Genomic DNA, 19,207 nt, shown 5'->3' on the forward strand with positions numbered 1-19,207 from the left:
GCGAACGTCGCGAACACGATCGTGCCGAACAGCACGTAGTGGAAGTGCGCGACCACGAAATAGGTGTCGGACACGTGGAAGTCCAGCGGCGGCGACGCGAGCACCACGCCCGACAGGCCGCCGAACAGGAAGGTCACCAGGAAGCCGATGGACCACAGCATGGGCGTCTCGAACGTGAGCTGCCCGCGCCACATGGTGCCGATCCAGTTGAAGAACTTCACCCCGGTAGGCACCGCGATCAGGAACGTCATGAGCGAGAAGAACGGGAGCAGCACCGCGCCGGTGGCGTACATGTGATGCGCCCACACCGCGACCGACAGGGCGGCGATCGAGAGCGTCGCGTACACCAGGGTCGAGTAGCCGAACAGCGGTTTGCGGCTGAAGACCGGGAAGATCTCGGTCACGATGCCGAAGAACGGCAGCGCGACGATGTACACCTCGGGATGGCCGAAGAACCAGAACAGGTGTTGCCACAGCAGCACCCCGCCGTTCGCGGCGTCGTAGATGTGCCCGCCCAGGTGCCGGTCGACCGCGAGTGCCAGGAGCGCGGCGGTCAGGATCGGGAAGGCAAGCAGCACAAGCACACTCGTCACCAGGATGTTCCAGGTGAAGATCGGCATGCGGAACATGGTCATGCCGGGACAGCGCAGGCAGACCACGGTGGTGATCATGTTGACGCCGCCGAGGATGGTGCCGACGCCGGAGACGGCCAGGCCCATGATCCACAGGTCGGCCCCCACGCCCGGGGAGTGGGTGAAGTCGCTGAGCGGGGTGTATCCGGTCCAGCCGAAGTCCGCGGCCCCGCCGGGGGTGATGAAACCGGCCGTGGCCATGGTCGCGCCGAACAGGTACAGCCAGTAGCTGAACGCGTTCAGGCGCGGGAACGCCACGTCCGGCGCGCCGATCTGCAGCGGCAGCACCGCGTTGGCGAACCCGAAGACGATCGGGGTGGCGTAGAACAGCAGCATGATCGTGCCGTGCATGGTGAACAGCTGATTGAACTGCTCGGCCGAGAGGAACTGCATCCCCGGCCGCGCCAGCTCGCTGCGCATGAGCAGCGCCAGGACGCCGCCGATCAGGAAGAACGTCATCGCGGTGAACAGGTACATGATCCCGAGAACCTTGGGATCGGTGGTGGTCACCGCCTTCCACAGGAAGGACCCCTTGGCCCCTCTCCGGGGCGGATAGGGCCGCGCGGCCTTCAGCTGCGGGACATCCTGCGACGGCACGGCGGTCATGTGTCCTCCTCGACCCCCGAACAGGAGACCGGGACACGCTCCGGCTAACCCCCAGCGCACCCAAAGTCCCTGTGGTGGACGGGCTTTCAACCCTGCGAGCCAGTGTAGGACTGGCGACGAAGCCGAACCCCCTACTTCGGCGAAACAACTCACCCGCCCCGGCGCGTCGCTCCCGACACGAGCGGCTCCCGACCCCGCGATCCAGAGGTGCCGACCACCCCCTCGGCACCCTCCCCGGTCCGCGCCGCCACCCCCCGGACCAGCTCCGACGTGTAAAGAGTTGCGTTCCGCGTCCCCGCGTCTGATAGAGTCTCGGACGCACGCCGATGTAGTTCAATGGTAGAACTTCTGCTTCCCAAGCAGATGGCGCGGGTTCGATTCCCGTCATCGGCTCCAGTACGAAAGCCCCGGCCGGACGACAGTCCGGCCGGGGCTTTCTCTTTGCCGGTGGCTCACACCGGCGACGGCCGAAAGCTGCAGGCGCGCTAGGCACCTCGTCCCGGCACGAAGCGTCCGGGCGCAACCGAGGTACCGAACTACTACAGCGTTGCACCCAGCCAGGAGGCGAATCCCAGCAGACTCTCGTTTTGCCTGCGCTGCGCCGAGGCGATCCCGTGCACCGTCTCGCGCACCGAGGGATGTAGCCGGGTCTGTTGTGGCGCGGCGGCCCGGGCTTTGTTGAGCGCGGCGAGCGCCCTGTCCGGCTTCCCACTCAAAAGCCATGCCCGGGCGTTGTCCTGCCAGTGGTGGCCGATCCGGGTTGGTGGCGCATCTGCCGAGTAGGTCAGCTTCGCGCCCTCGATCGCGGCGCGGTTCGGATCTCCCGCTTCGAGTTCGATCTCGTGCTCGTGAATCGCGACGTTCAGGGGGCCGAACGACAGGTTGTACAGGTCGGTCTCGCCGGTGTGTTCAGCGATGTCGCGCGCGGCGGCGATATGATCAATGGCGCTGCGGTAGTTGAGCTTTCGCGCGTCGTTGATTGCGCCTGCCAGATGCGAATAGCCCGCGAGCACCAGACCCGGCTGGTCGTCGGCCGCCGACTCGATCGCGGAGTTGACCAGCGTTTCCGCGACCTCGGACTCACCGAAGTGGGTCAGCACCCGCGCGCGGGCGAGTCCGGAGAACGCGCCCTCGTTCGGGTCATCGGCGAGAGGCGCGTAGACATCCGCTAGATCGAGAGCCGGCAGAACAAGCATCATGTGCCCGATGCGCCGAGCCGACCACTCGGCCAGGACGTATGCCGAGGTGAGCAGCGAATAGGCGCGCGCCTGCTCATCGCCGGACAGTTCACGCACCGCGCCGTGCAGGCGTCTGATGATGTCGGGCAAAACTTCGATTGTCCGGCGAGTGCGGTCGCTGCGGTAGAGCTGCCGGGCCGCGTCCAGGTCCGCCTCGATGGCTGCGAGCGTCCCGGGCTCGACGGCGCGGGCGAACCGGCCTTCGGCCAGCAGGATCGACAGCCCATTCACCGCGTCGGACAACGGTTTCCCGTCGTCGTACGGTGCACCTGTCAGCTGCTCGGGTCTGATGCGCAGCGCTTTCGCTATCGCGCTGGTGAAGCCGGAGGATGCGGGTTCCCTGCCCTGCTCGACCGCCTTGACCAGACTCAGGCTGTAGTCGGCGCGCCGCGCGAGCGCGGCCTGGCTCAGGCCGGCGATTTTGCGTTCAGCAGCGATGCGATGCCCCATGTGCTCGCCCATCTCTTGAGGGTAGACCGGCTGCGCAGCTGTGTCTTCTGTCCCTTCGCTGTCCCTCAGCGTGCTTGCGTTCCGCCACTCTGAGTGGCAGCAGCACCACCACCAGGGCATTCACACGGGACGCAAGGACCAGACATGGAACTCCTTCTTTCCATCGCGGTAGTCGCCGGGGCGACGATCCTCGCCGCACTGCATTCGACCGGGTCGAGCGCCGCCGCGCACTCCGCCGGGACGGGCCGCCACCGAGCGGCCGTCACGGTGGACGACATCCGCGCGCGGCTCGCCGCCGAGGCCGAGCGCCTCGCCTCCGCCGGGAGGTGGTGAGGATGCGATCGGCGATCGGCTACCTGCGCAGCGACCTGGCCGGCGCCCGGCAGCGTCGCCACGAGACCGAAATCCGTTACGCCGCAGCGATGGCGGGATACGACCTGCGCAAGATCGCGGCGTTCAGCGACAGGACCGACGACCGCATCCATCGCATCCGGGTGATGCTGGACCGCCTCGGCGTCGACGCGGTCATCACCCCGAGCCTGGACCACCTCGAGTCCGCCATCGTGCCGACTGCCCTGACCGAGGTCGCCGACGTGCTCACGATCGACCCCGCGCACACCTATCCGCGGACGCCGCCGACGACCACGACCACGACGGAAGGCTGAGGGTCATGGCCGAGACGAACGCCGATCAGCCCGTCTCCACGTTCGCGTGCTCGCCGGACCTCGCGGCCCTGATGACCAAAGCCGAGGACATCGCCGTCGCGGGCAGCGCCCCGAACATCGCCGTCGAGCACATACTCCTCGCGATGCTCGCCGACCCGGGCCTCATCGTCCGGGCCGGGCTGGCGATCGCCGACGATCCGCGCGTGGTCTTCGTGCGCCTCGGCCAGGCCGCCGCGCGCGGAACCGGCGAGCTGCTGCCGAAACCCGGTATACACCCTCATATTTCACACAAAAGCGACCATTCTGGCCTGACTATCGGGGGTCCCGACGACATACTCGGCAGCCGATGACATAGCGTCCCGACCTTCGTTTCCGTCGCTTACCGGCCGCGAGACTCGCCGCTGACCGCATCACGCAGTCCTGACCGCGAGACGCCGCGCCCGCGTGCCCCGCCCCACCGAGGCACACGTTCACACGATCAGGAGCATTCCTTGACCACGCGGGTCGCGGCGGCGGCGGCCTTGCGCAGGTCGTCGACGCTCAGGCCGAGTTCGGTCGGGTTGGCGGCGTTGCCGCTCTGCGCGATCTTGGTCAGGGCGTTCTGCGAAAGATCTTCTTCCACATAGATTTTGGCCACGCAGTCGGCGGTCTTCGCGTCCAGGCCGCCCTTGTCCTGCAGGGACTGGGAGATCACCGGGACCGCCAGCGCGCCCGACGGCACGGAGCCCGGGGTCGTGGCATCGGACTCGGTCGTCGACTTGGGAGCCGACACGGTGGTCTTGGGCGTGGTGGCGCCGGGGGACGTGGTGACCGGAGCGGACGAGCTCACCGGCGCGAGAGTGGTAGGGGCGGTGGACGACTCGTCGGTGCCGCAGGCGGCCAGCAGCGGCAGCGCGAGCAGCGCCACCGCGAGTACGGATTTCCTCATCACAAGTTCCTAGATCTGTGCGGACGGCGACGGGGGTGTCTCCGCTGACGGACCACGCCGTCACCCGAGACTGCCCCCGTCCCCTTGCGATCCGACAGGGAACCGCTTAAAACCCAGGCGGGGCAGTACTTCTGCCCTCCCCCACCGCCGAGCCTGCCCCCGGGTCAGCGCCCTACTTCAGGCACTCGCCCACGATCTTATTGGTCGCCGAGCGCGCCTTCTCGGCGTCGGCGGTGCTCATGCCCATCGATTCCGGATCGGTCGCCGAGGCCGCCTTGGCGTCGTTCTTGATCATCAGGCGCAGCCCGTCCTGCGAAATACCCTCGTCCACATAGATCTTCGCCGCGCAGTCGGCCAGCTTGGTGTCCTTGAGGCCGCCGTCCTGCAGCGCCTTCGACACCTCCGCCGCGGTGACTGCCGGAGCCTTCTCGTCGTCGCTGCCGCAGGCGGCCAGCAGCGGAAGGGCGACGAGCGCGGCGGCGATCAGGGAAATGCGCACGGGTTCCTCGATTCTCATGAACGGTGGGGCTGAGTGCCGCAGGAACGATCTCACACAACCGGTGCGTTGTGCAGCGCTGACCGAAACCGGTGCTCGGCGCCGGTTCCGAGCGGCACGCGATACCGGCCGAAATCCACAATTGGCCGCTTGCCAACGACTGTTAGGGTCGACCCACCGCCACACCCCAGGGGAGTCGAGATGACCGAGCTGAACCATTACCGCACCGGCAGCGGCGAGCCCCTGGTGCTCGTGCACGGCGTCGGAAGCCGCTGGCAGGTCTGGGAACCCGTCATCGCCGCCCTGGCCGCGGAGTACGAGGTCATCGCGGTGGACCTGCCCGGCTTCGGCGCCAGCGCACCGCTCGCGCACACCACCGTCTCCACCCTCGCCGACGCGCTGGTGGACTTCCTCGCCGCGCAGGGCATCGACAAGCCACACCTGGCGGGCAACTCCATGGGTGGCGGCATCGCCCTCGATCTGGCCGCGCGCGGCGTGGCCCGCTCGGTCACCGCCTACTCCCCCATCGGATTCTGGGATACCGCCGGGCGGGTGTGGTGCCAGCAGGCGCTGGGCCGGGCCAAGAACCTGAGCACCGTGCTGCGCCCGATCGCCCCGGCCATCCTCGGGAACACCGCCGGGCGCACCGCACTGACCAGTCTGGTGTTCGGCAAAGCCTGGGCCCTGGAACCGCGCGTGGCGATCGAGACCGTCGAAGGACTGCTCGGCGCGGACGGATTCGACGCCGCCCTGGCCTCGTTCACCGGCTTCCGGCTGCCCGATCCCAGCGCGGTCGATCATCTCCCGGTGACCATCGCCTGGGGCAATCGCGACATACTTCTCACGTACGCCACCCAGGCCCGCCGCGCCCGGGCCCTGCTGCCCGGCGCCCGGCACGTCACGCTGCCCGGCAGCGGGCACACACCGTTCTACGACGACCCGGACCGCTGCGCCCAGCTCCTGCTGGACCGATGGAACCGAACGAAGGACCAGCCGTGAGCAACAACGTTTCGACCGAGCACGTTTCCGCCGTTTCCGGCGACAGCGTTTCCACGAACAATGTCGCCCTGCGTTTCGCGGGCGATCGCGCCTACGTGAGCCTGGACCGCCCCGACAAACACAACGGCCTGACCCTGGACATGCTGGGCGAGCTGGTGCGAGTCGCCGGAGTCATCGAGCGCCGCAAGGACATCCGCGCCGTCATTCTGACCGGCAACGGGCCGAGTTTCTCCTCCGGACTCGATATCGCCAAGGCAATGGGCGATCCGCTGGCAATCGTGCGCGGTTTCGTGCCGCTGCCGTGGCGCGGCACCAATACCTTTCAGGAGGCGTGCTGGGCCTGGCGCCGGCTGCCGCAGCCGGTCATCGCCGCCGTGCACGGGCGCTGCTACGGCGGCGGCCTGCAGATCGCGCTGGCCGCGGACTTCCGATTCGTCACGCCGGACGCCGAATTCGCGGTCATGGAGGCCAAGCACGGGCTCATCCCCGACATGACCGGAGCGGCCACGCTGTCCCGGCTGATCGGCTACGACCAGGCCCTGCTGCTCACCATGACCGCCGATCCGGTGGACGCCACGTACGCCGCGCGGATCGGCCTGGTGACCGAGGTGCACGACGACCCGATCGCCGCCGCCGAGCGACTCGCCGACCGCATCGCCACCCGGCCGGCGCACACCGTCGCGAGCGCCAAGCGACTGTTCGAGCGCAGCTGGGAGGCAACGATTCGACGAACTCTCGCTATCGAACGCGCGACACAGCTGCCTTTGATCGTCCGTCAGGCCCTCGGCCGTGGTACGAAATAACGATCCGAGTCAACCCCCGGCAAATACCCGGTCTCGATCTGACGGAGACCCGTTCCGCTGTTAGCATTTTCACACTTTGCCAGCGAGTCGAGCGTTTTGTGCGACCCGTCACATACCGTGTGGTCGCGCATTATTCGGCGAGAACCGGAGGGCCCACGCAATTGACCAAGACCGCCCCCCTGCTGTTGTCCGCTTTAGCAGGCGCCACGGCCTTGCTCCTCACCGTGACATCTCCGGCAGCGGCGAACCCGAACGCCATCAACCCCATTCCGGTGCTCAACGGCACCCACGGGCTGCCGCAGCTACCCGGCCGCTCCAAGGCCGTCTTCCAGGTGACCGGCATGGCCAGCCCGAACAACACCCAGGCCTACAACGTGCTCGGCACCGACCTGGGCATCATGTGGGACAACGGCCACGGCGAAATGCTCACCACCTTCGGTGACACCGCCGGGCTCGGCTTCCCGAACCTGCTGGTCGGCAGCACCTGGGCGTGGCGTTCCAACATCCTGGTGCGTTCGCACACCCAGGACCCGTCCAACGGCATCTACTTCGACAGCGTCGTGCGCGACGTCTTCGGACAGGCGCGGGATCTGATCCCCAGCCCCAAGATTCCGTTCCTCGAGATCAGCCGCATCCCCACCGCGGCCATCTCCGTCGGCGGCACCCAGTACATGAGCCTGATGTCGGTGAAGACCTGGGACGACGTCGGCGAGTGGACCACCAACTTCTCCGGCCTCGCGGTCTCCGGCGACAACGGCGAGAACTGGGTGGAACTGCCCGACACCCGCCGGCCCGACGAGGGCGGCAACGGCAACTTCCAGATGAACTCGTTCGTCAAGGCGGGCGGCTTCGTCTACGAGTACGGCACCGCCTCGGGCCGCAACAACCCGGCCTACATCGCTCGCGTGCCCGAAGCCGCCATCGGCGACCTCGGCGCCTACGAGTACTGGGTGGGCGACGAGTGGAAGCGCGGCGACGTGGACGGCGCCACCCCGATCATCGGCGGCGGCGTGTCGGAGATGTCGGTCATGTGGAACGACTACCTCGGGCAATACATCATGCTCACCACGGACCCGTGGAACTCGGTGGTCATGTACCGGTCCCCCAGCCCGGAGGGCCCGTGGAGCGGACCCGAGGTGCTCATCGACACCCGTGAGCTCCCGACCGCGTACGCGCCCTCGATCTTCCCGTACCAGACCGGGCGCGACCTGTACTTCCTCACGACCGTGCACAGCCAGTACAACGTGATCCTGATGCGCACCCAGCTCTGAGGCCGCTGCGCCGAGACATTCGGCCGCGAACACCGCCGGTGTTCGCGGCCGTTTCGCGTTCGCGGCCGTCAGGGTGTCGGCCACCACCGTTCGGCGGCGCTGTCGCGCCCATAGACTCGGACCCATGGATGCCGCCGCGTGGGACGAGTTCTACAGCCGCACCGAATTGGTGTGGGGCGCACCGCCCGACGACACCGTCGTGGAGCAGGTCTTCGGGCTCGAACGCCGGTTTCCGGACGGCCCGCACGCGGTCGGTGAGCCGCGGCCGGAGCTGCCCCGCGCGCTCGACCTCGGCTGCGGCGAGGGTCGCAACGCGCTCTGGCTCGCCACCCACGGCTGGGCGGTCGACGCGATCGACTACTCCCAGGCCGGGGTCGACAAGGGCCGCACGGTGGCCTCCCGCCTCTCGCGCTCGGTGCGCAGCCGGATTCGGTGGCACTGGGCCGACGTGAACGATCTCGACCGTGCCGGGATCACCGGCCCGTACGAATTGATCCTGATCGCGCACCTGCACCTGCCCGCCGACCGGCGCCGGGCCCTGCTGCTGCGCGCGGCCGATCTGCTGGTGCCCGAGGGCATGCTGGTGGTGCTGGGGAACGACCCCGCCAATCTCACCGAAGGGTATGGCGGCGAACAGGATCCGGCGCTGCTGTTCACCCCGGACGATATCGTCGCCGACCTCGGCCCGGCGAGCGACGACCTGGACATCCGGGTGGCCGAGCGGGTGCGGCGCGCCACCGAGCACCGGGACGCCATCGACTCGCTCGTGGTCGCGACCCGGCCCGGCCCGCCGCCGATCCTGGACGACGCCGAACTCGAGGGACTCGGGATCGACGGGCCGGACGAACCGGCCACCCCGCCGCGCTGAGCTCGGGCGCGGTCACCGAGTAGCGCCGTCACCGAGTCGGCGCGGTCCCTCGCCCGCGGACCGCTAGCGGATCCAGCGCTCCAGCCACGGCTCGACGGTCGCGACGATCTCCTCGAAGCCGGCGCGATAGGAATGCGCCTGCCCGGCGATGACGTGGACCTCCGCCGCGTCCGCCGCGTCCGGTATCCCGAACGGGTCGCGCGCGCCGTTGACGACCAGCACCGGAATATCCCCCGGCGCGAGCAGTTCGTCCCGCCGGGACTTCTCCGGCTTCCCGGGCGGATGCAGCGGGAACGACAGCGCCAGTACGCCCCGCGCCCCGGCCTCGCGCGCGGTGCGGCAGGCCACCCGCGCGCCGTTGCTGCGCCCGCCCTGGATCAGCGGGACGCCGCGGAATTTCTTGCGCAGCGCCGCGACGATCTCCAGCCAGGCGGCGTCCTGAACGTCGGCCTTACCCGGCGCCCGCCGGCCCGCCACCCGGTACGGTTGCGTCACCGAGGCCACCACCCCGCCGCGGGACACCGCTGAATCACGAACGGCGAGAATATCTTTCGCATCGACGCCACCCCCGGATCCATGGGTGAGCACCAACAGGAACGCCGGTGCGGCCCGGCCCTTCCGCTCGATCTCCACCTCGGCCGGTCCGGCCGTCGTCTCGATGCGCATGTGCGCACCGTATCCAGCCGCCGCGCACCCGCCGCCACGGCACACCGCGTGTGCGCCGGAAAGCTCGGGGAAAGCTCATAGCCCCCGGTCCCGCCCGGTGAGCAACGTCGCTAGCTGCGACAACGGGATCGGTACGCGCCCAACATGTTCGCTATTGACCAGCAAACTGGGTGCTTCTGGTCACATTCGGCCCCGATCACCTTGGCCGCCGCCCTACCGGTCGGTAACATGGCACACAAGTTACCCGTCAGTAGCGCTTCTTTACGGTGTCTACCCGATGGGCCTAATGGGCGGGAACGGCAACCACCGAACCGCACCCATCTCAATGGAGAGTGAGTACGACCATGGGTCACTACAAAGCCAACACCCGCGACCTCGAGTTCAACCTCTTCGAGGTACTCGGCCTGGGCACTCTGCTCGACAGCGGCGCCTACGGTGACCTGGACGCCGACACCGTGAAGGAAATGCTCGCGGAGGTCAAGCGTCTGGCCGAAGGCCCGCTGGCCGACTCGTTCGTCGACGGTGACCGCAACCCGCCGACCTTCGATCCCGAGACCCACACCGTCACGCTCCCCGAGTCCTTCAAGAAGTCCTACAAGGCGCTCGAGGACGGCGAATGGTCCAAGGTGCCCGTGCGCGAGGAGCTCGGTGGCCTCGGCGCCCCCTCCGTCGTCGGCTGGGCCCTGGGCGAGATGATCCTCGGCGCCAACCCGCCGGCCCAGATGTACGCCGCCGGTGCGGGATTCGCGCAGGTCTTCTACAACAACGGCACCGATGAGCAGAAGGTCTGGGCTCAGAAGATCGCCGAGCGCAACTGGGGCGCCACCATGGTGCTGACCGAGCCCGACGCGGGCTCCGACGTCGGCGCCGGCCGCACCAAGGCGATCAAGCAGGAAGACGGCTCCTGGCACATCGAGGGCGTCAAGCGCTTCATCACCTCGGGCGACTCCGACGACCTGTTCGAGAACATCATGCACCTGGTGCTGGCCCGCCCCGAGGGCGCCGGACCGGGCACCAAGGGCCTGTCCCTGTTCTACGTTCCGAAGTGGCACTTCGACTTCGAGACCGAGACCAAGGGCGAGCGCAACGGCGTCTTCGTGACCAACGTCGAGCACAAGATGGGCATCAAGGTCTCGGCCACCTGTGAGGTCACCTTCGGCGGCCACGGCGTGCCCGCCAAGGGCTGGCTGGTCGGCGAGGTCCACAACGGCATCGCGCAGATGTTCGACGTCATCGAGAACGCTCGCATGATGGTCGGCACCAAGGCCATCGCCACCCTGTCGACCGGTTACCTGAACGCGCTCGAGTACGCGAAGATTCGCGTCCAGGGCGCCGACCTGACCCAGATGACCGACAAGGCCGCGCCCCGCGTGACCATCACCCACCACCCGGACGTGCGTCGTTCGCTGGCCACCCAGAAGGCGTACGCCGAGGGCCTGCGCGCGATCTACCTCTACACCGCCGCGCACCAGAACGCCGATGTGGCCCAGCTGGTCTCGGGCGCCGACGCCGACACCGCGTTCCGCGTCAACGACCTGCTGCTGCCGATCGTCAAGGGTGTCGGCTCCGAGCGCGCGTACCAGTACCTGACCGAATCGCTGCAGACCTTCGGTGGCTCCGGCTTCCTGCAGGACTACCCGATCGAGCAGTACATCCGCGACGCCAAGATCGACTCGCTGTACGAGGGCACCACCGCCATCCAGGCGCAGGACTTCTTCTTCCGCAAGATCGCCCGCGACCGCGGCGTGGCCCTGGCCCACGTGGCCGGCCAGGTGCAGGCGTTCATCGAGCGCGAGGGTGGCAACGGCCGCCTGAAGCAGGAGCGCAAGCTGCTCGCCACCGCCCTCGAGGATGTGCAGGCCATGGCCGCCACCCTGACCGGGCACCTGATGGGCGCGCAGGAAGACCCCAAGGAGCTCTACAAGGTCGGCCTGGGCTCGGTCCGCTTCCTGATGTCGGTCGGCGACCTGCTCATCGGCTGGCAGCTGCTGCAGCAGGCCGAGGTCGCCATCAAGGCCCTCGACAACGGCTCCACCGAGGCGTTCTACACCGGCAAGGTCGCGACCGCGCAGTTCTTCGCGCGCAACATCCTGCCCGAGCTGACCTCGACCCGCACCGTGCTGTCGAACCTCGACAACGACATCATGGAGCTGGACGAAGCCGCCTTCTAGGAGTCGGAATTCCCGCCTCGGCGGGGATCCGCCGGTAAGACTCGGTGCGCCCCGGGACCCACACGGTCCCGGGGCGCACTGCTGTTCCAAGGGGCACAGCGGTGGCTCCGCAAGGGTGCCGGTCCCAGCACGGCTATCCACAGCATGTGGTTCGGACGGGTGATCGACCACTAGGTGTTGTGGCTCAACCAGAGGTCTATCCCAAGATCTATCCACCGCCTGTGGATAACTTTTGTCATATGCGCATCGCCGCACCCGGGAACCCGCGTCCGCGACGGTTCGCGAAGGGTTTCCGGAGGCCTCGGACCCCTACACCAATCCCCTCCTGACCTGCCGAATCACGCACCGCGTGTCGTTGTCCGGCGCGGCGGGCGGGAGCGCCGCGGGCGGGGTCGCGCGGTTTTCCACAGCCGGTCCCGGGAGCGCTGGGGACAGCTCCGCGGGCGGGCTTTCACACGGGTTCTCCACAGTTGTCCCCAGGTTCATCCACGACACCGGGATAGTTTGGGGTGCGTGTTGCGTATGGGGAGACGGCGGGGACCGGGGTATCGCCGGCGATTGGCGGGAGCGTTGATCCTCGGTGTGGGCTGGGTGATCCTCTACCTGGGGTTCGCGTCGCCGCCCGATATCGACGCGGCACCGGGCGGGTACGAACCGTCGCCCGCCTACGCCGGAGAACCGGCCGAGGCTGTCGACCCGACCGGCTCGCTGGTCTACGTGGTGTTCGTCGGCCTGCCGTATCTGGCCCTGAGCCTGTACCTGCTCGGCAGCATCATCTACCTGGCGGTGTCGCAATCCGCCGACGCGCCCTGGGTACTCGTCCAGGCCGCGGGAGCCGCCATCATGTTCGGGCTGTGGGTGCTGGTGCAGGGCGAACTGCTGGACTACCTTCCCGGCCTGCGGATTCGGCTCTACCTGGAACTGGCGATGGCGACCGCGGCCATGGCGCTGGCCGCGGTCGCCATCGGCGAGAAAACCTATCCGGAGAACCGAACCCCTACTCGCACTTGACGACCGGGATCGGGTCGTACTTCACCGTGCGGGTGTGGCGCGAGATCTCCTTGCGGCTCACCGCGTCCCGGATGATCCGGGTGTCGGAGGTGGTGAAACCGGGCGCGCCCTCGGAGGCGATGCAGTCCTTGCCCTTGGGCAGGGTCACCGTGTTGGGTTCGGTGGGTTTGGTGCGCTCGCCGGTGACGGACTCGACCTCGACCGTCTTGGTGCTCCACATGCGGACCGTGACTTCGGAAGCGGTGGTGGAGGTTTCGATGAAGACGCCGTACGGGGTCTGGTTGCGGAACTTCAGATCGATGGCGCCGTCGAAGACCGTCGCCTCGCGCGCGGCCGGGTAGCGCGAGATGTAGTAGCTGTGCTCGGTGTGGCCCGCGTCCTCGAGGCCGGCGAAGTACGCGGCGTTGTAGAGGGTGGTGGCGAACTGGCTGATGCCGCCGCCGACCGCGGTGCTCGGGCGGCCCTTGTCGATGATGCCGGATTCGACGTAGCCCTCGGCGACGCCGCGCGGGCCGGTGAAGTCGTTGAGCGAGAACGTTTCTCCCGGCTTGACCACCGCGCCGTTCACCTTGGTGGCGGTGACCTTGATGTTCACGCCCGAGGGGCCGCTGAAACCACTGGTGGTGAAGGTGGCGACGACCTCCTTCACGCCGAGTTTGTTCGCGTCCTCGGTGGTCAGCTTCGGCTTGACCTGCTCGTAGACCACGGTCCGGCTGCGGTCACCGGAGGCGACCAGCAGGGCGGCGAGATTGTCGAACGTCCTGTCCCAGTTGATGGTGTCGCCGACCACGGCGGGCACCACCGTGGCGCGGCCGCCCGCGAGGGTGAAGGTGGCGTCCTTGGGCTCCACCTCGGTGTCCTTCAACTGCGGGCCGAGCGCGGCGATCAGGGCCTCGTTGTTGTACGAGAGCGCCAGCCCGCCCTGCCCGTCGGGCGCGAAGGCGAGCGCGCCGCCGATCTGCTCGGGTTCGAGCACCGCGTTGCCGCCCTTGCCGGTGAAGGTGATCGGCGCCCGCACCGCGGGTTCGGCCACCTCGCGCAGGGTGCGCGCGACCGCGTCGGAGTGCACGGTGGCCTCGGTCTCCACCGCGGGCAGTTCCAGCGGCGAGCCGTCGGACCAGTGCTCGGCGAGGGTCTCGCGGGCGGCCGTGACGTCCAGCACCCGGCCCGGAATGGGCTGCACGCCTACCGGTTTCGCACCCTCGAAGACGACACCGCCCTCCACGGGCTGACGGTCGTTGGCGCGCAGGGCGTCCAGCTGCGCGGTCATGGCGGTGTTGTCGACGATGGCCGCCGGTTCGACGACGCGGGTGCCGAACAGGGACCACACGCGGGTGAAGGGGTTCATGGGCTGCCCGCCGATGCGATCCCAGGTGCCGTCCCAGTCCACCGACAGGCCGGCGTTCTTGGGCACCACCTCGGTCTGCACATCCCCGATGCGCACGGTCAGCGGCCGACCGGCGCGCTGGTTCAGCACCTGCTCGAGCCTGGCCTGGGCCTGTTCGCGGTCCATTCCGCCGATATCCACCCCGGCGACCTCGACCCCGCGCGGGACGTTCCCGGACGATAGTCCGAAGTCGAGGGCGAAAGCCAGGCCGCCGGCGGCCATCAGCACACCTGCCGCGATCCCGGCGCGACGAGCCGCCGGAGAGTTCAGGAACTGCCGTCCGGGCGCCGGATCACCGGCGGTGCGTCGCGACTTCGCATGACGCCCGGGACTTTCGATGGTCACGAACCATCCTCCCAAATGGTGGAATACCGACTCGCAGGCGCGAGTACACCGCCCACCATAGTGGGCCGGGCCGACACGCGCCGCTCGCCGAGACTCACAGCAAACACTGTGCAACATGTCGCCGGGATATGAAAGAGCCCCGTGCGGTTGCCGGGTCGGGGGTCTGGCAACAGCACGGAGCCACCCCGTCTATCGGGGCACGTCCGGGGTCGTTACATCCCATCCGCGCGAGTGGCGAAAAAACTTCCGGCGACTTCGACTGGGACAATCGAGACAGTTCGCGATGCGAGCCGGGCCCCGCCCGCTCGCACACAGGCAGAGCCTGGGAACGACGAGGCTCGGGACCACTCGAGGAGACCGGAATGCAGCTCGGAATGATCGGGCTCGGCCGGATGGGCGGCAACATCGTGCGCCGCATCGTCCGGGACGGGCACACCGCCGTCGGGTACGAACGTCACACCCCGCAGATCGACACGCTCACCGCCGAATTGGGCGCGAGTTTCTCCGGCACCACCGACCTCGCGAAATTCGTGGCCGCGCTCGAGGTGCCGCGGGTGGTGTGGGTGATGATCCCGGCCGGCGCGACCGGCGCGGTGATCACCGAACTCGCCGAGCTGCTCGAACCCGGGGACATCGTCATCGACGGCGGCAACAGCCGCTACCACGAGGACATCCGGCGCGCGGAAGATCTGCGGCCCAAAGGTATTCACTACGTCGACATCGGCACCTCGGGCGGCGTGTTCGGTCTCGAACGCGGCTTCTGCCTGATGATCGGCGGGGAGCCGGACCCGGTCGCATACCTGGATCCGCTGCTGAAATCCATCGCGCCCGGCGTCGAGGCCGCGCCGCGCACCCCGGGCCGGACCGGGGCGCCGTCCCAGGCCGAACAGGGCTACCTGCACTGCGGTCCGGCCGGGGCCGGGCACTTCGTGAAAATGGTGCACAACGGCATCGAATACGGGGCCATGGCCGCCTACGCCGAGGGTATGAACATCCTGCACCGGGCCGACATCGGCACCGCGACCGAGACCGAGCACTCGGCCGAGGTCACGCCCCTGGAGCACCCCGAGCTCTACCGGTACGACATCGACGTCCCGGAGGTCACCGAGGTGTGGCGGCGCGGATCGGTGGTCGCGTCGTGGCTGCTGGACCTCACCGCGGCGGCGCTGCACGCCGATCCGAACCTGGACTCCTTCGGCGGCCGGGTCTCGGACTCCGGGGAGGGCCGCTGGACCCTGGACGCCGCCATCGACGAGGGCGTCCCCGCGCCGGTGCTGGCCGCGGCGCTGTTCCAGCGGTTCTCCTCGCGCGGGGAGTCGCTGTACGCCGACAAGGTGCTCTCGGCCATGCGGCAGGCGTTCGGCGGGCATCACGAACTGCCGAAACAGTAGGCGCACGGCGGAAGTCGCGGCCCGCGCCACGAACCACGGCGGGCGGCAAGACTTTTCGACCCGCTCCACAGACGACAGTGGCTCCCCGGCCGATCGGCCGGGGAGCCACGTCGTTCGAATCCTTACCCTCGGGTCACAGACCCAGCGCCTGGGCCGCCATCTTCGCCACCGCGAGCGGTCCGAAGGTGAGCAGATAGACCAGGCCATCCACGATTGCCATCACGGCGATACTCCTTATCAGTCGAAATTGCGGTCGATCCAGTCGATGGTCTGCATGCCGAAAAGGTCCACGCCCCAGCCGTACATGTCGGTGATGAAGCGCTCCATGCTGCAGTCGGTCGGCGCGTAGGTCACGTCCGCGCCCTGCGACCGATAGGTGTCGGCCAGATCCCGGGCATCCTTGGCGGGCACCAGGGACATCGGCGAATCGTCCTTCGCACAGGACGAGATCATGATTTTGGAACGCGGAGTTCCGTTGCGCCCCAGGATGTTGTTCCGGAACGCCTCCTGGAAGTCCGGTTCGTCCGCGGGGTTCAGGCCCGAGGTGAACAGCGCCTCCATCGGCACGAACGGGAGCCCGAAGTAGGCGGGCACCTGGCACTGGGTGCGGTAGAAGTTGGCCAGCGCCTGCCCGGCCGGATTGAGCTTGTCGTTGACCCGCATCTCCGGGTACCAGGGTTCGAGCCCGAGCAGGGTGGCCAGCGCGAAGCCCGAGCCGACGGAACCGCTGGTGACGCGCATGAAGTTGGCCGGATCCACGACCATGCCCTCCATGACCGTGGACTTGATGTTCAGCTCGGGCGCGTAGGCCGGGGCCATCTCGGCCGAGAAGGCCGCTCCCACACCGCCGCCCGCGATGCCGAACAGCGCGATCTGCGCGGCGGGGTCCAGCCCCGACTCGGGTAGCGCCAGCGCCGCACGGGCGCCGTCCAATTGGGCGTGCCCGGCATAGGTGCCGACGAAGACGCCGTGCGGATCGCGATCCGCGTCGTTGCCGACGTCGGAGATCATGACCGCGTAGCCCTTGTCGAACATGAGCGCCAGCGGGCCCAGCGCCGACCAGGACGAGCCGTCCAGCGGCGCGCCGCCGGTCCACTGGGTGCTCGGATGGCACGACCAGCCGACGCTGTCGTTGGCCTCCTGGTAGGAGATGAGCCGGCGCTCGGCGTCGGGCCTGCCGTCCTTGGGAATCATCAGGATTCCGGTGCTGATGACCGGGGTGACGCCGTCCGGCGCGGTGGTCACGTACATGAGCTTGTACGCCGCGACGGTTCGCGGCTTCACGCCCAGGAACATGACGTCGACCGGCTTCGCCTTCAGGATGTCGCCGGGCTGCTCGCGGCCCGTGAGCGGGGGCTCCTGATAGAAGGGATCATTCGCGAGCAGCGCCTCGAATTTCTCTTCGGGCGTAGCGTTCTCGGCGGTGTTCAGGGTGCCGATGACGAAACCGTTGAACACCCGGTCCAGGCCGGGCACCTCGTTGACGGGCGCCTCGGCGGCCGGCTCGGCGAGCACGGTGGTCGCGCCGGTGGCGACCCCGGCCAGGGTCAGGGCCGCGACCAGCAGGACGGCGGGCAGTTTCCAGCGCGACATCTAGCTCACCGCCGCTTCCGGGGCAAGGACGGTGACCCGCAGTTCACCGGCGGCGGAGGACAGCAGCTGCGGCATGTTCAGCAGCGGTCGTTTCGATTCCATTTGCACCTCGTACGGCGTCCGCATGGCCGATTCCAGTGCGGGCCAGTTGTTCTCGACCTGATAGCGGTATTTGGGCAGCAGTTCGCTGCCGATGTAGTCCCAGCGGGACTCGAAGACCGACCAATCCCAGTCCGGCAGCGGCAGTGTCAGCAGCGCGGGCCGACCGTCGGCGGTGGTGAACGGGACGCGCACCGGGTGGAACTCGCGCGGCGGCACCACGCCCGCCACGGACGGCGACCCGGCCGCGCCGGTCGCGTAGGTCATGGCCGCGCCGATATCGCCCTTGTACGAACGGACTTCGTCCCACTGCCGGGCGACCACCCAGCCCTGTTCGCGGCGCAGCAGCGCGCGATTGCCCGCGGCGATCCGGTCGGCGTCACCGGAGGCGACGTCGGTCCAGGCGGCCATGATGTCGGCGCCGAACAGACCTGCGGCCTCGAACTCGCGCAGGGCGGGCAGGCCACCGGTGACGTAGGCGTCGTGCATGGGCATCAGGTCGGAGAAGATGTTCTTCTGCATCACCAGGATCATCCCGATGACGTGGCGCACGTCCTCGGGCGTGATGGCGGGCGCGGCGTTCGCCAGCGCGCGCAGTCCGCTCGGCAGCAGCTCCACCGCGGCGTCCCCGGCGGTCTGCCGCACCGCGCCGAGCACGGTGTGCGCGGCGTCCGCGAGGCCGGGCAGGCCGTAGAGGTCCCCGCCCATCAGCTCGAAATCGATGAGCCCGCCGCCGAAGTCGGCCCCGACCTGACCGCCCATGCCCGCCCACTGGAGTTCGCGATGCGCGAGCTGGAGATCCTCGTAGTAGCGGTAGGACCTGATCAGGTTCTCGCGGTTGGCGGCGACGCCGGCGCGCGGATCCCAGGAGCTCAGCTCGATTCCGGCCTTGCCGGTCGCGTCGACCAGCCAGTACTGGTAGAGGAGCGCGGCGTAGCGGGAGGGTGGAATACCTTGGGCGCGAGCCTCTTCGAGCAGCCGGCCGAGTTCGTCCCGGTCGTAGGGCAGGGCGGCGTTGACCCCGCCGGGCGCCTGTGCGGCGTCCCGATTGACCAGCGGCAGATCGAGATAGCGATCCACGGTGGCTGCCGTCGCCGGAGTGACGGTCGCGAGCCCGAGCCCGACCGTAGCCGCCACACCCAGCGCGGCAGTGCGCAACATTGCGCCGATACGCATAGTGATCCAGTCCTTCTGTTCTTCGCCCTGCCCGACCCGAAACTCGCAATTAGCTGTTCAGCTGCAATATTCCGGACCGGGACCACGACCCCTTCGTTTACCGTCCGCCACTCGCGATTCGCGAAGCCCCCTGCAGCAGATCGGAGAATGCGTTTGCGCAGCTGAACCTGATAATTAGCTATGCAAAGGGGCACGCTACCCACGCCCGCAGCGATTAGTAAAATTGCCACTGTGTTAATCGCCACATATTTGCTATTACATGTGGGATTTCCCACGAACTCCGTTTGAACATGTAACGCCGGGGCATGCCCCGGACCCGGCCTCGCGTTCCGGGCACCGCACCCGAACCCCGTGGAGCACCCCGCCGGGCCCGCTCCGCACCCCTCGTCCCCGCCGTTCCCGGCGCGACACG

Annotated in this window: 18 protein-coding genes and 1 tRNA gene; 11 read left to right on the forward strand and 8 right to left on the reverse strand. The window is 68.3% G+C overall.

The window, feature by feature from the left end; all coding sequences use genetic code 11:
• Window positions 1-1,238 (reverse strand): cbb3-type cytochrome c oxidase subunit I (locus ACWDOP_RS36235; protein WP_456348686.1); only part of this gene is annotated, 1,238 nt, incomplete at its 3' end.
• A gap of 322 nt (window positions 1,239-1,560) precedes the next feature.
• On the opposite strand from ACWDOP_RS36235, the gene ACWDOP_RS36240 reads away from it, so the two are divergent.
• A tRNA-Gly gene (locus ACWDOP_RS36240) sits at window positions 1,561-1,634 on the forward strand.
• A gap of 143 nt (window positions 1,635-1,777) precedes the next feature.
• On the opposite strand, the gene ACWDOP_RS36245 is transcribed toward ACWDOP_RS36240, so the two are convergent.
• A complete protein-coding gene (locus ACWDOP_RS36245; protein WP_456348687.1) occupies window positions 1,778-2,938 on the reverse strand; it encodes a helix-turn-helix transcriptional regulator in 1,161 nt (386 codons plus the stop codon).
• A 132-nt stretch (window positions 2,939-3,070) separates the two neighbouring features.
• Between ACWDOP_RS36245 and ACWDOP_RS36250 the strand changes: the two genes are divergently transcribed.
• Genes ACWDOP_RS36250 through ACWDOP_RS36260 form a run of 3 tightly spaced genes read left to right on the forward strand, consistent with a single transcriptional unit; the run spans window position 3,071 to window position 3,941 of the window.
• The gene (locus ACWDOP_RS36250) at window positions 3,071-3,259 is read left to right on the forward strand and encodes a hypothetical protein (RefSeq protein ID WP_456348688.1); all 189 of its coding nucleotides are present in this window, start codon (window positions 3,071-3,073) and stop codon (window positions 3,257-3,259) included.
• A gap of 2 nt (window positions 3,260-3,261) precedes the next feature.
• Complete coding sequence (locus ACWDOP_RS36255; protein ID WP_456348689.1) at window positions 3,262-3,591, forward strand: hypothetical protein; 330 nt, start codon at window positions 3,262-3,264, stop codon at window positions 3,589-3,591.
• Window positions 3,592-3,596: 5 nt separating this feature from the next.
• Complete coding sequence (locus tag ACWDOP_RS36260) at window positions 3,597-3,941, forward strand: hypothetical protein (RefSeq protein WP_456348690.1); 345 nt, start codon at window positions 3,597-3,599, stop codon at window positions 3,939-3,941.
• A gap of 128 nt (window positions 3,942-4,069) precedes the next feature.
• Here the strand turns inward: ACWDOP_RS36260 and ACWDOP_RS36265 are convergent, their stop codons facing one another.
• On the reverse strand, window positions 4,070-4,519 hold the full coding sequence (locus ACWDOP_RS36265) for a hypothetical protein (protein WP_454204443.1): 450 nt from the start codon (window positions 4,517-4,519) through the stop codon (window positions 4,070-4,072).
• Between the two features lie 172 nt (window positions 4,520-4,691).
• Window positions 4,692-5,018 carry a hypothetical protein gene (locus tag ACWDOP_RS36270; protein ID WP_454204442.1) on the reverse strand — a complete coding sequence of 109 codons (327 nt, stop codon included), beginning with the start codon at window positions 5,016-5,018 and terminating at the stop codon, window positions 4,692-4,694.
• A gap of 198 nt (window positions 5,019-5,216) precedes the next feature.
• Here ACWDOP_RS36270 and ACWDOP_RS36275 point away from each other — a divergent pair, with 198 nt between their 5' ends.
• The 4 genes from ACWDOP_RS36275 (at window position 5,217) to ACWDOP_RS36290 (ending at window position 8,956) form a co-directional block, all read left to right on the forward strand.
• Complete coding sequence (locus ACWDOP_RS36275; protein ID WP_456348691.1) at window positions 5,217-6,014, forward strand: alpha/beta fold hydrolase; 798 nt, start codon at window positions 5,217-5,219, stop codon at window positions 6,012-6,014.
• Window positions 6,011-6,817 carry a crotonase/enoyl-CoA hydratase family protein gene (locus ACWDOP_RS36280; protein ID WP_456348692.1) on the forward strand — a complete coding sequence of 269 codons (807 nt, stop codon included), beginning with the start codon at window positions 6,011-6,013 and terminating at the stop codon, window positions 6,815-6,817. Before ACWDOP_RS36275 ends, ACWDOP_RS36280 begins: the two co-directional genes overlap by 4 nt.
• A 161-nt stretch (window positions 6,818-6,978) precedes the next feature.
• A complete protein-coding gene (locus tag ACWDOP_RS36285) occupies window positions 6,979-8,088 on the forward strand; it encodes a DUF4185 domain-containing protein (protein ID WP_456348693.1) in 1,110 nt (369 codons plus the stop codon).
• Between the two features lie 124 nt (window positions 8,089-8,212).
• Complete coding sequence (locus tag ACWDOP_RS36290; protein WP_456348694.1) at window positions 8,213-8,956, forward strand: methyltransferase domain-containing protein; 744 nt, start codon at window positions 8,213-8,215, stop codon at window positions 8,954-8,956.
• Between the two features lie 63 nt (window positions 8,957-9,019).
• Here the strand turns inward: ACWDOP_RS36290 and ACWDOP_RS36295 are convergent, their stop codons facing one another.
• Complete coding sequence (locus ACWDOP_RS36295; protein ID WP_456348695.1) at window positions 9,020-9,622, reverse strand: alpha/beta hydrolase family protein; 603 nt, start codon at window positions 9,620-9,622, stop codon at window positions 9,020-9,022.
• Between the two features lie 344 nt (window positions 9,623-9,966).
• On the opposite strand from ACWDOP_RS36295, the gene ACWDOP_RS36300 reads away from it, so the two are divergent.
• Together ACWDOP_RS36300 and ACWDOP_RS36305 are read left to right on the forward strand one after the other, a co-directional pair.
• Window positions 9,967-11,793 carry an acyl-CoA dehydrogenase gene (locus ACWDOP_RS36300; protein WP_454204436.1) on the forward strand — a complete coding sequence of 609 codons (1,827 nt, stop codon included), beginning with the start codon at window positions 9,967-9,969 and terminating at the stop codon, window positions 11,791-11,793.
• Between the two features lie 558 nt (window positions 11,794-12,351).
• Window positions 12,352-12,804, forward strand: coding sequence for a hypothetical protein (locus ACWDOP_RS36305; RefSeq protein WP_456348696.1), 453 nt, complete (start codon window positions 12,352-12,354; stop codon window positions 12,802-12,804).
• Here the strand turns inward: ACWDOP_RS36305 and ACWDOP_RS36310 are convergent.
• The gene (locus ACWDOP_RS36310; RefSeq protein ID WP_456348697.1) at window positions 12,791-14,536 is read right to left on the reverse strand and encodes a VanW family protein; all 1,746 of its coding nucleotides are present in this window, start codon (window positions 14,534-14,536) and stop codon (window positions 12,791-12,793) included. The two genes, ACWDOP_RS36305 and ACWDOP_RS36310, sit on opposite strands and share 14 nt — an antisense overlap.
• A gap of 362 nt (window positions 14,537-14,898) precedes the next feature.
• On the opposite strand from ACWDOP_RS36310, the gene gnd reads away from it, so the two are divergent.
• Window positions 14,899-15,927, forward strand: a complete 1,029-nt coding sequence (gene gnd / locus ACWDOP_RS36315) for a phosphogluconate dehydrogenase (NAD(+)-dependent, decarboxylating) (RefSeq protein ID WP_456348698.1) — start codon at window positions 14,899-14,901, stop codon at window positions 15,925-15,927.
• 237 nt (window positions 15,928-16,164) lie between these two features.
• Here the strand turns inward: gnd and ACWDOP_RS36320 are convergent, their stop codons facing one another.
• Window positions 16,165-17,520 carry a lipase family protein gene (locus tag ACWDOP_RS36320; RefSeq protein ID WP_456348699.1) on the reverse strand — a complete coding sequence of 452 codons (1,356 nt, stop codon included), beginning with the start codon at window positions 17,518-17,520 and terminating at the stop codon, window positions 16,165-16,167.
• Window positions 17,521-18,795 (reverse strand): hypothetical protein, encoded by a 1,275-nt coding sequence (locus tag ACWDOP_RS36325; RefSeq protein WP_456348700.1) that lies wholly within the window; start codon window positions 18,793-18,795, stop codon window positions 17,521-17,523.
• Window positions 18,796-19,207: the final 412 nt, after the last annotated feature.

The organism is Nocardia sp. NPDC003693 (assembly GCF_053981095.1).

Coding starts and splice junctions, on each gene's coding strand:
- ACWDOP_RS36245 (WP_456348687.1), bottom strand. CDS start 2,938: ATGGGCGAGCACATGGGGCATCGCATCGCTGCTGAACGCAAAATCGCC.
- ACWDOP_RS36250 (WP_456348688.1), top strand. CDS start 3,071: ATGGAACTCCTTCTTTCCATCGCGGTAGTCGCCGGGGCGACGATCCTC.
- ACWDOP_RS36255 (WP_456348689.1), top strand. CDS start 3,262: ATGCGATCGGCGATCGGCTACCTGCGCAGCGACCTGGCCGGCGCCCGG.
- ACWDOP_RS36260 (WP_456348690.1), top strand. CDS start 3,597: ATGGCCGAGACGAACGCCGATCAGCCCGTCTCCACGTTCGCGTGCTCG.
- ACWDOP_RS36265 (WP_454204443.1), bottom strand. CDS start 4,519: ATGAGGAAATCCGTACTCGCGGTGGCGCTGCTCGCGCTGCCGCTGCTG.
- ACWDOP_RS36275 (WP_456348691.1), top strand. CDS start 5,217: ATGACCGAGCTGAACCATTACCGCACCGGCAGCGGCGAGCCCCTGGTG.
- ACWDOP_RS36290 (WP_456348694.1), top strand. CDS start 8,213: ATGGATGCCGCCGCGTGGGACGAGTTCTACAGCCGCACCGAATTGGTG.
- ACWDOP_RS36295 (WP_456348695.1), bottom strand. CDS start 9,622: ATGCGCATCGAGACGACGGCCGGACCGGCCGAGGTGGAGATCGAGCGG.
- ACWDOP_RS36300 (WP_454204436.1), top strand. CDS start 9,967: ATGGGTCACTACAAAGCCAACACCCGCGACCTCGAGTTCAACCTCTTC.
- gnd (WP_456348698.1), top strand. CDS start 14,899: ATGCAGCTCGGAATGATCGGGCTCGGCCGGATGGGCGGCAACATCGTG.
- ACWDOP_RS36320 (WP_456348699.1), bottom strand. CDS start 17,520: ATGTCGCGCTGGAAACTGCCCGCCGTCCTGCTGGTCGCGGCCCTGACC.
- ACWDOP_RS36325 (WP_456348700.1), bottom strand. CDS start 18,795: ATGCGTATCGGCGCAATGTTGCGCACTGCCGCGCTGGGTGTGGCGGCT.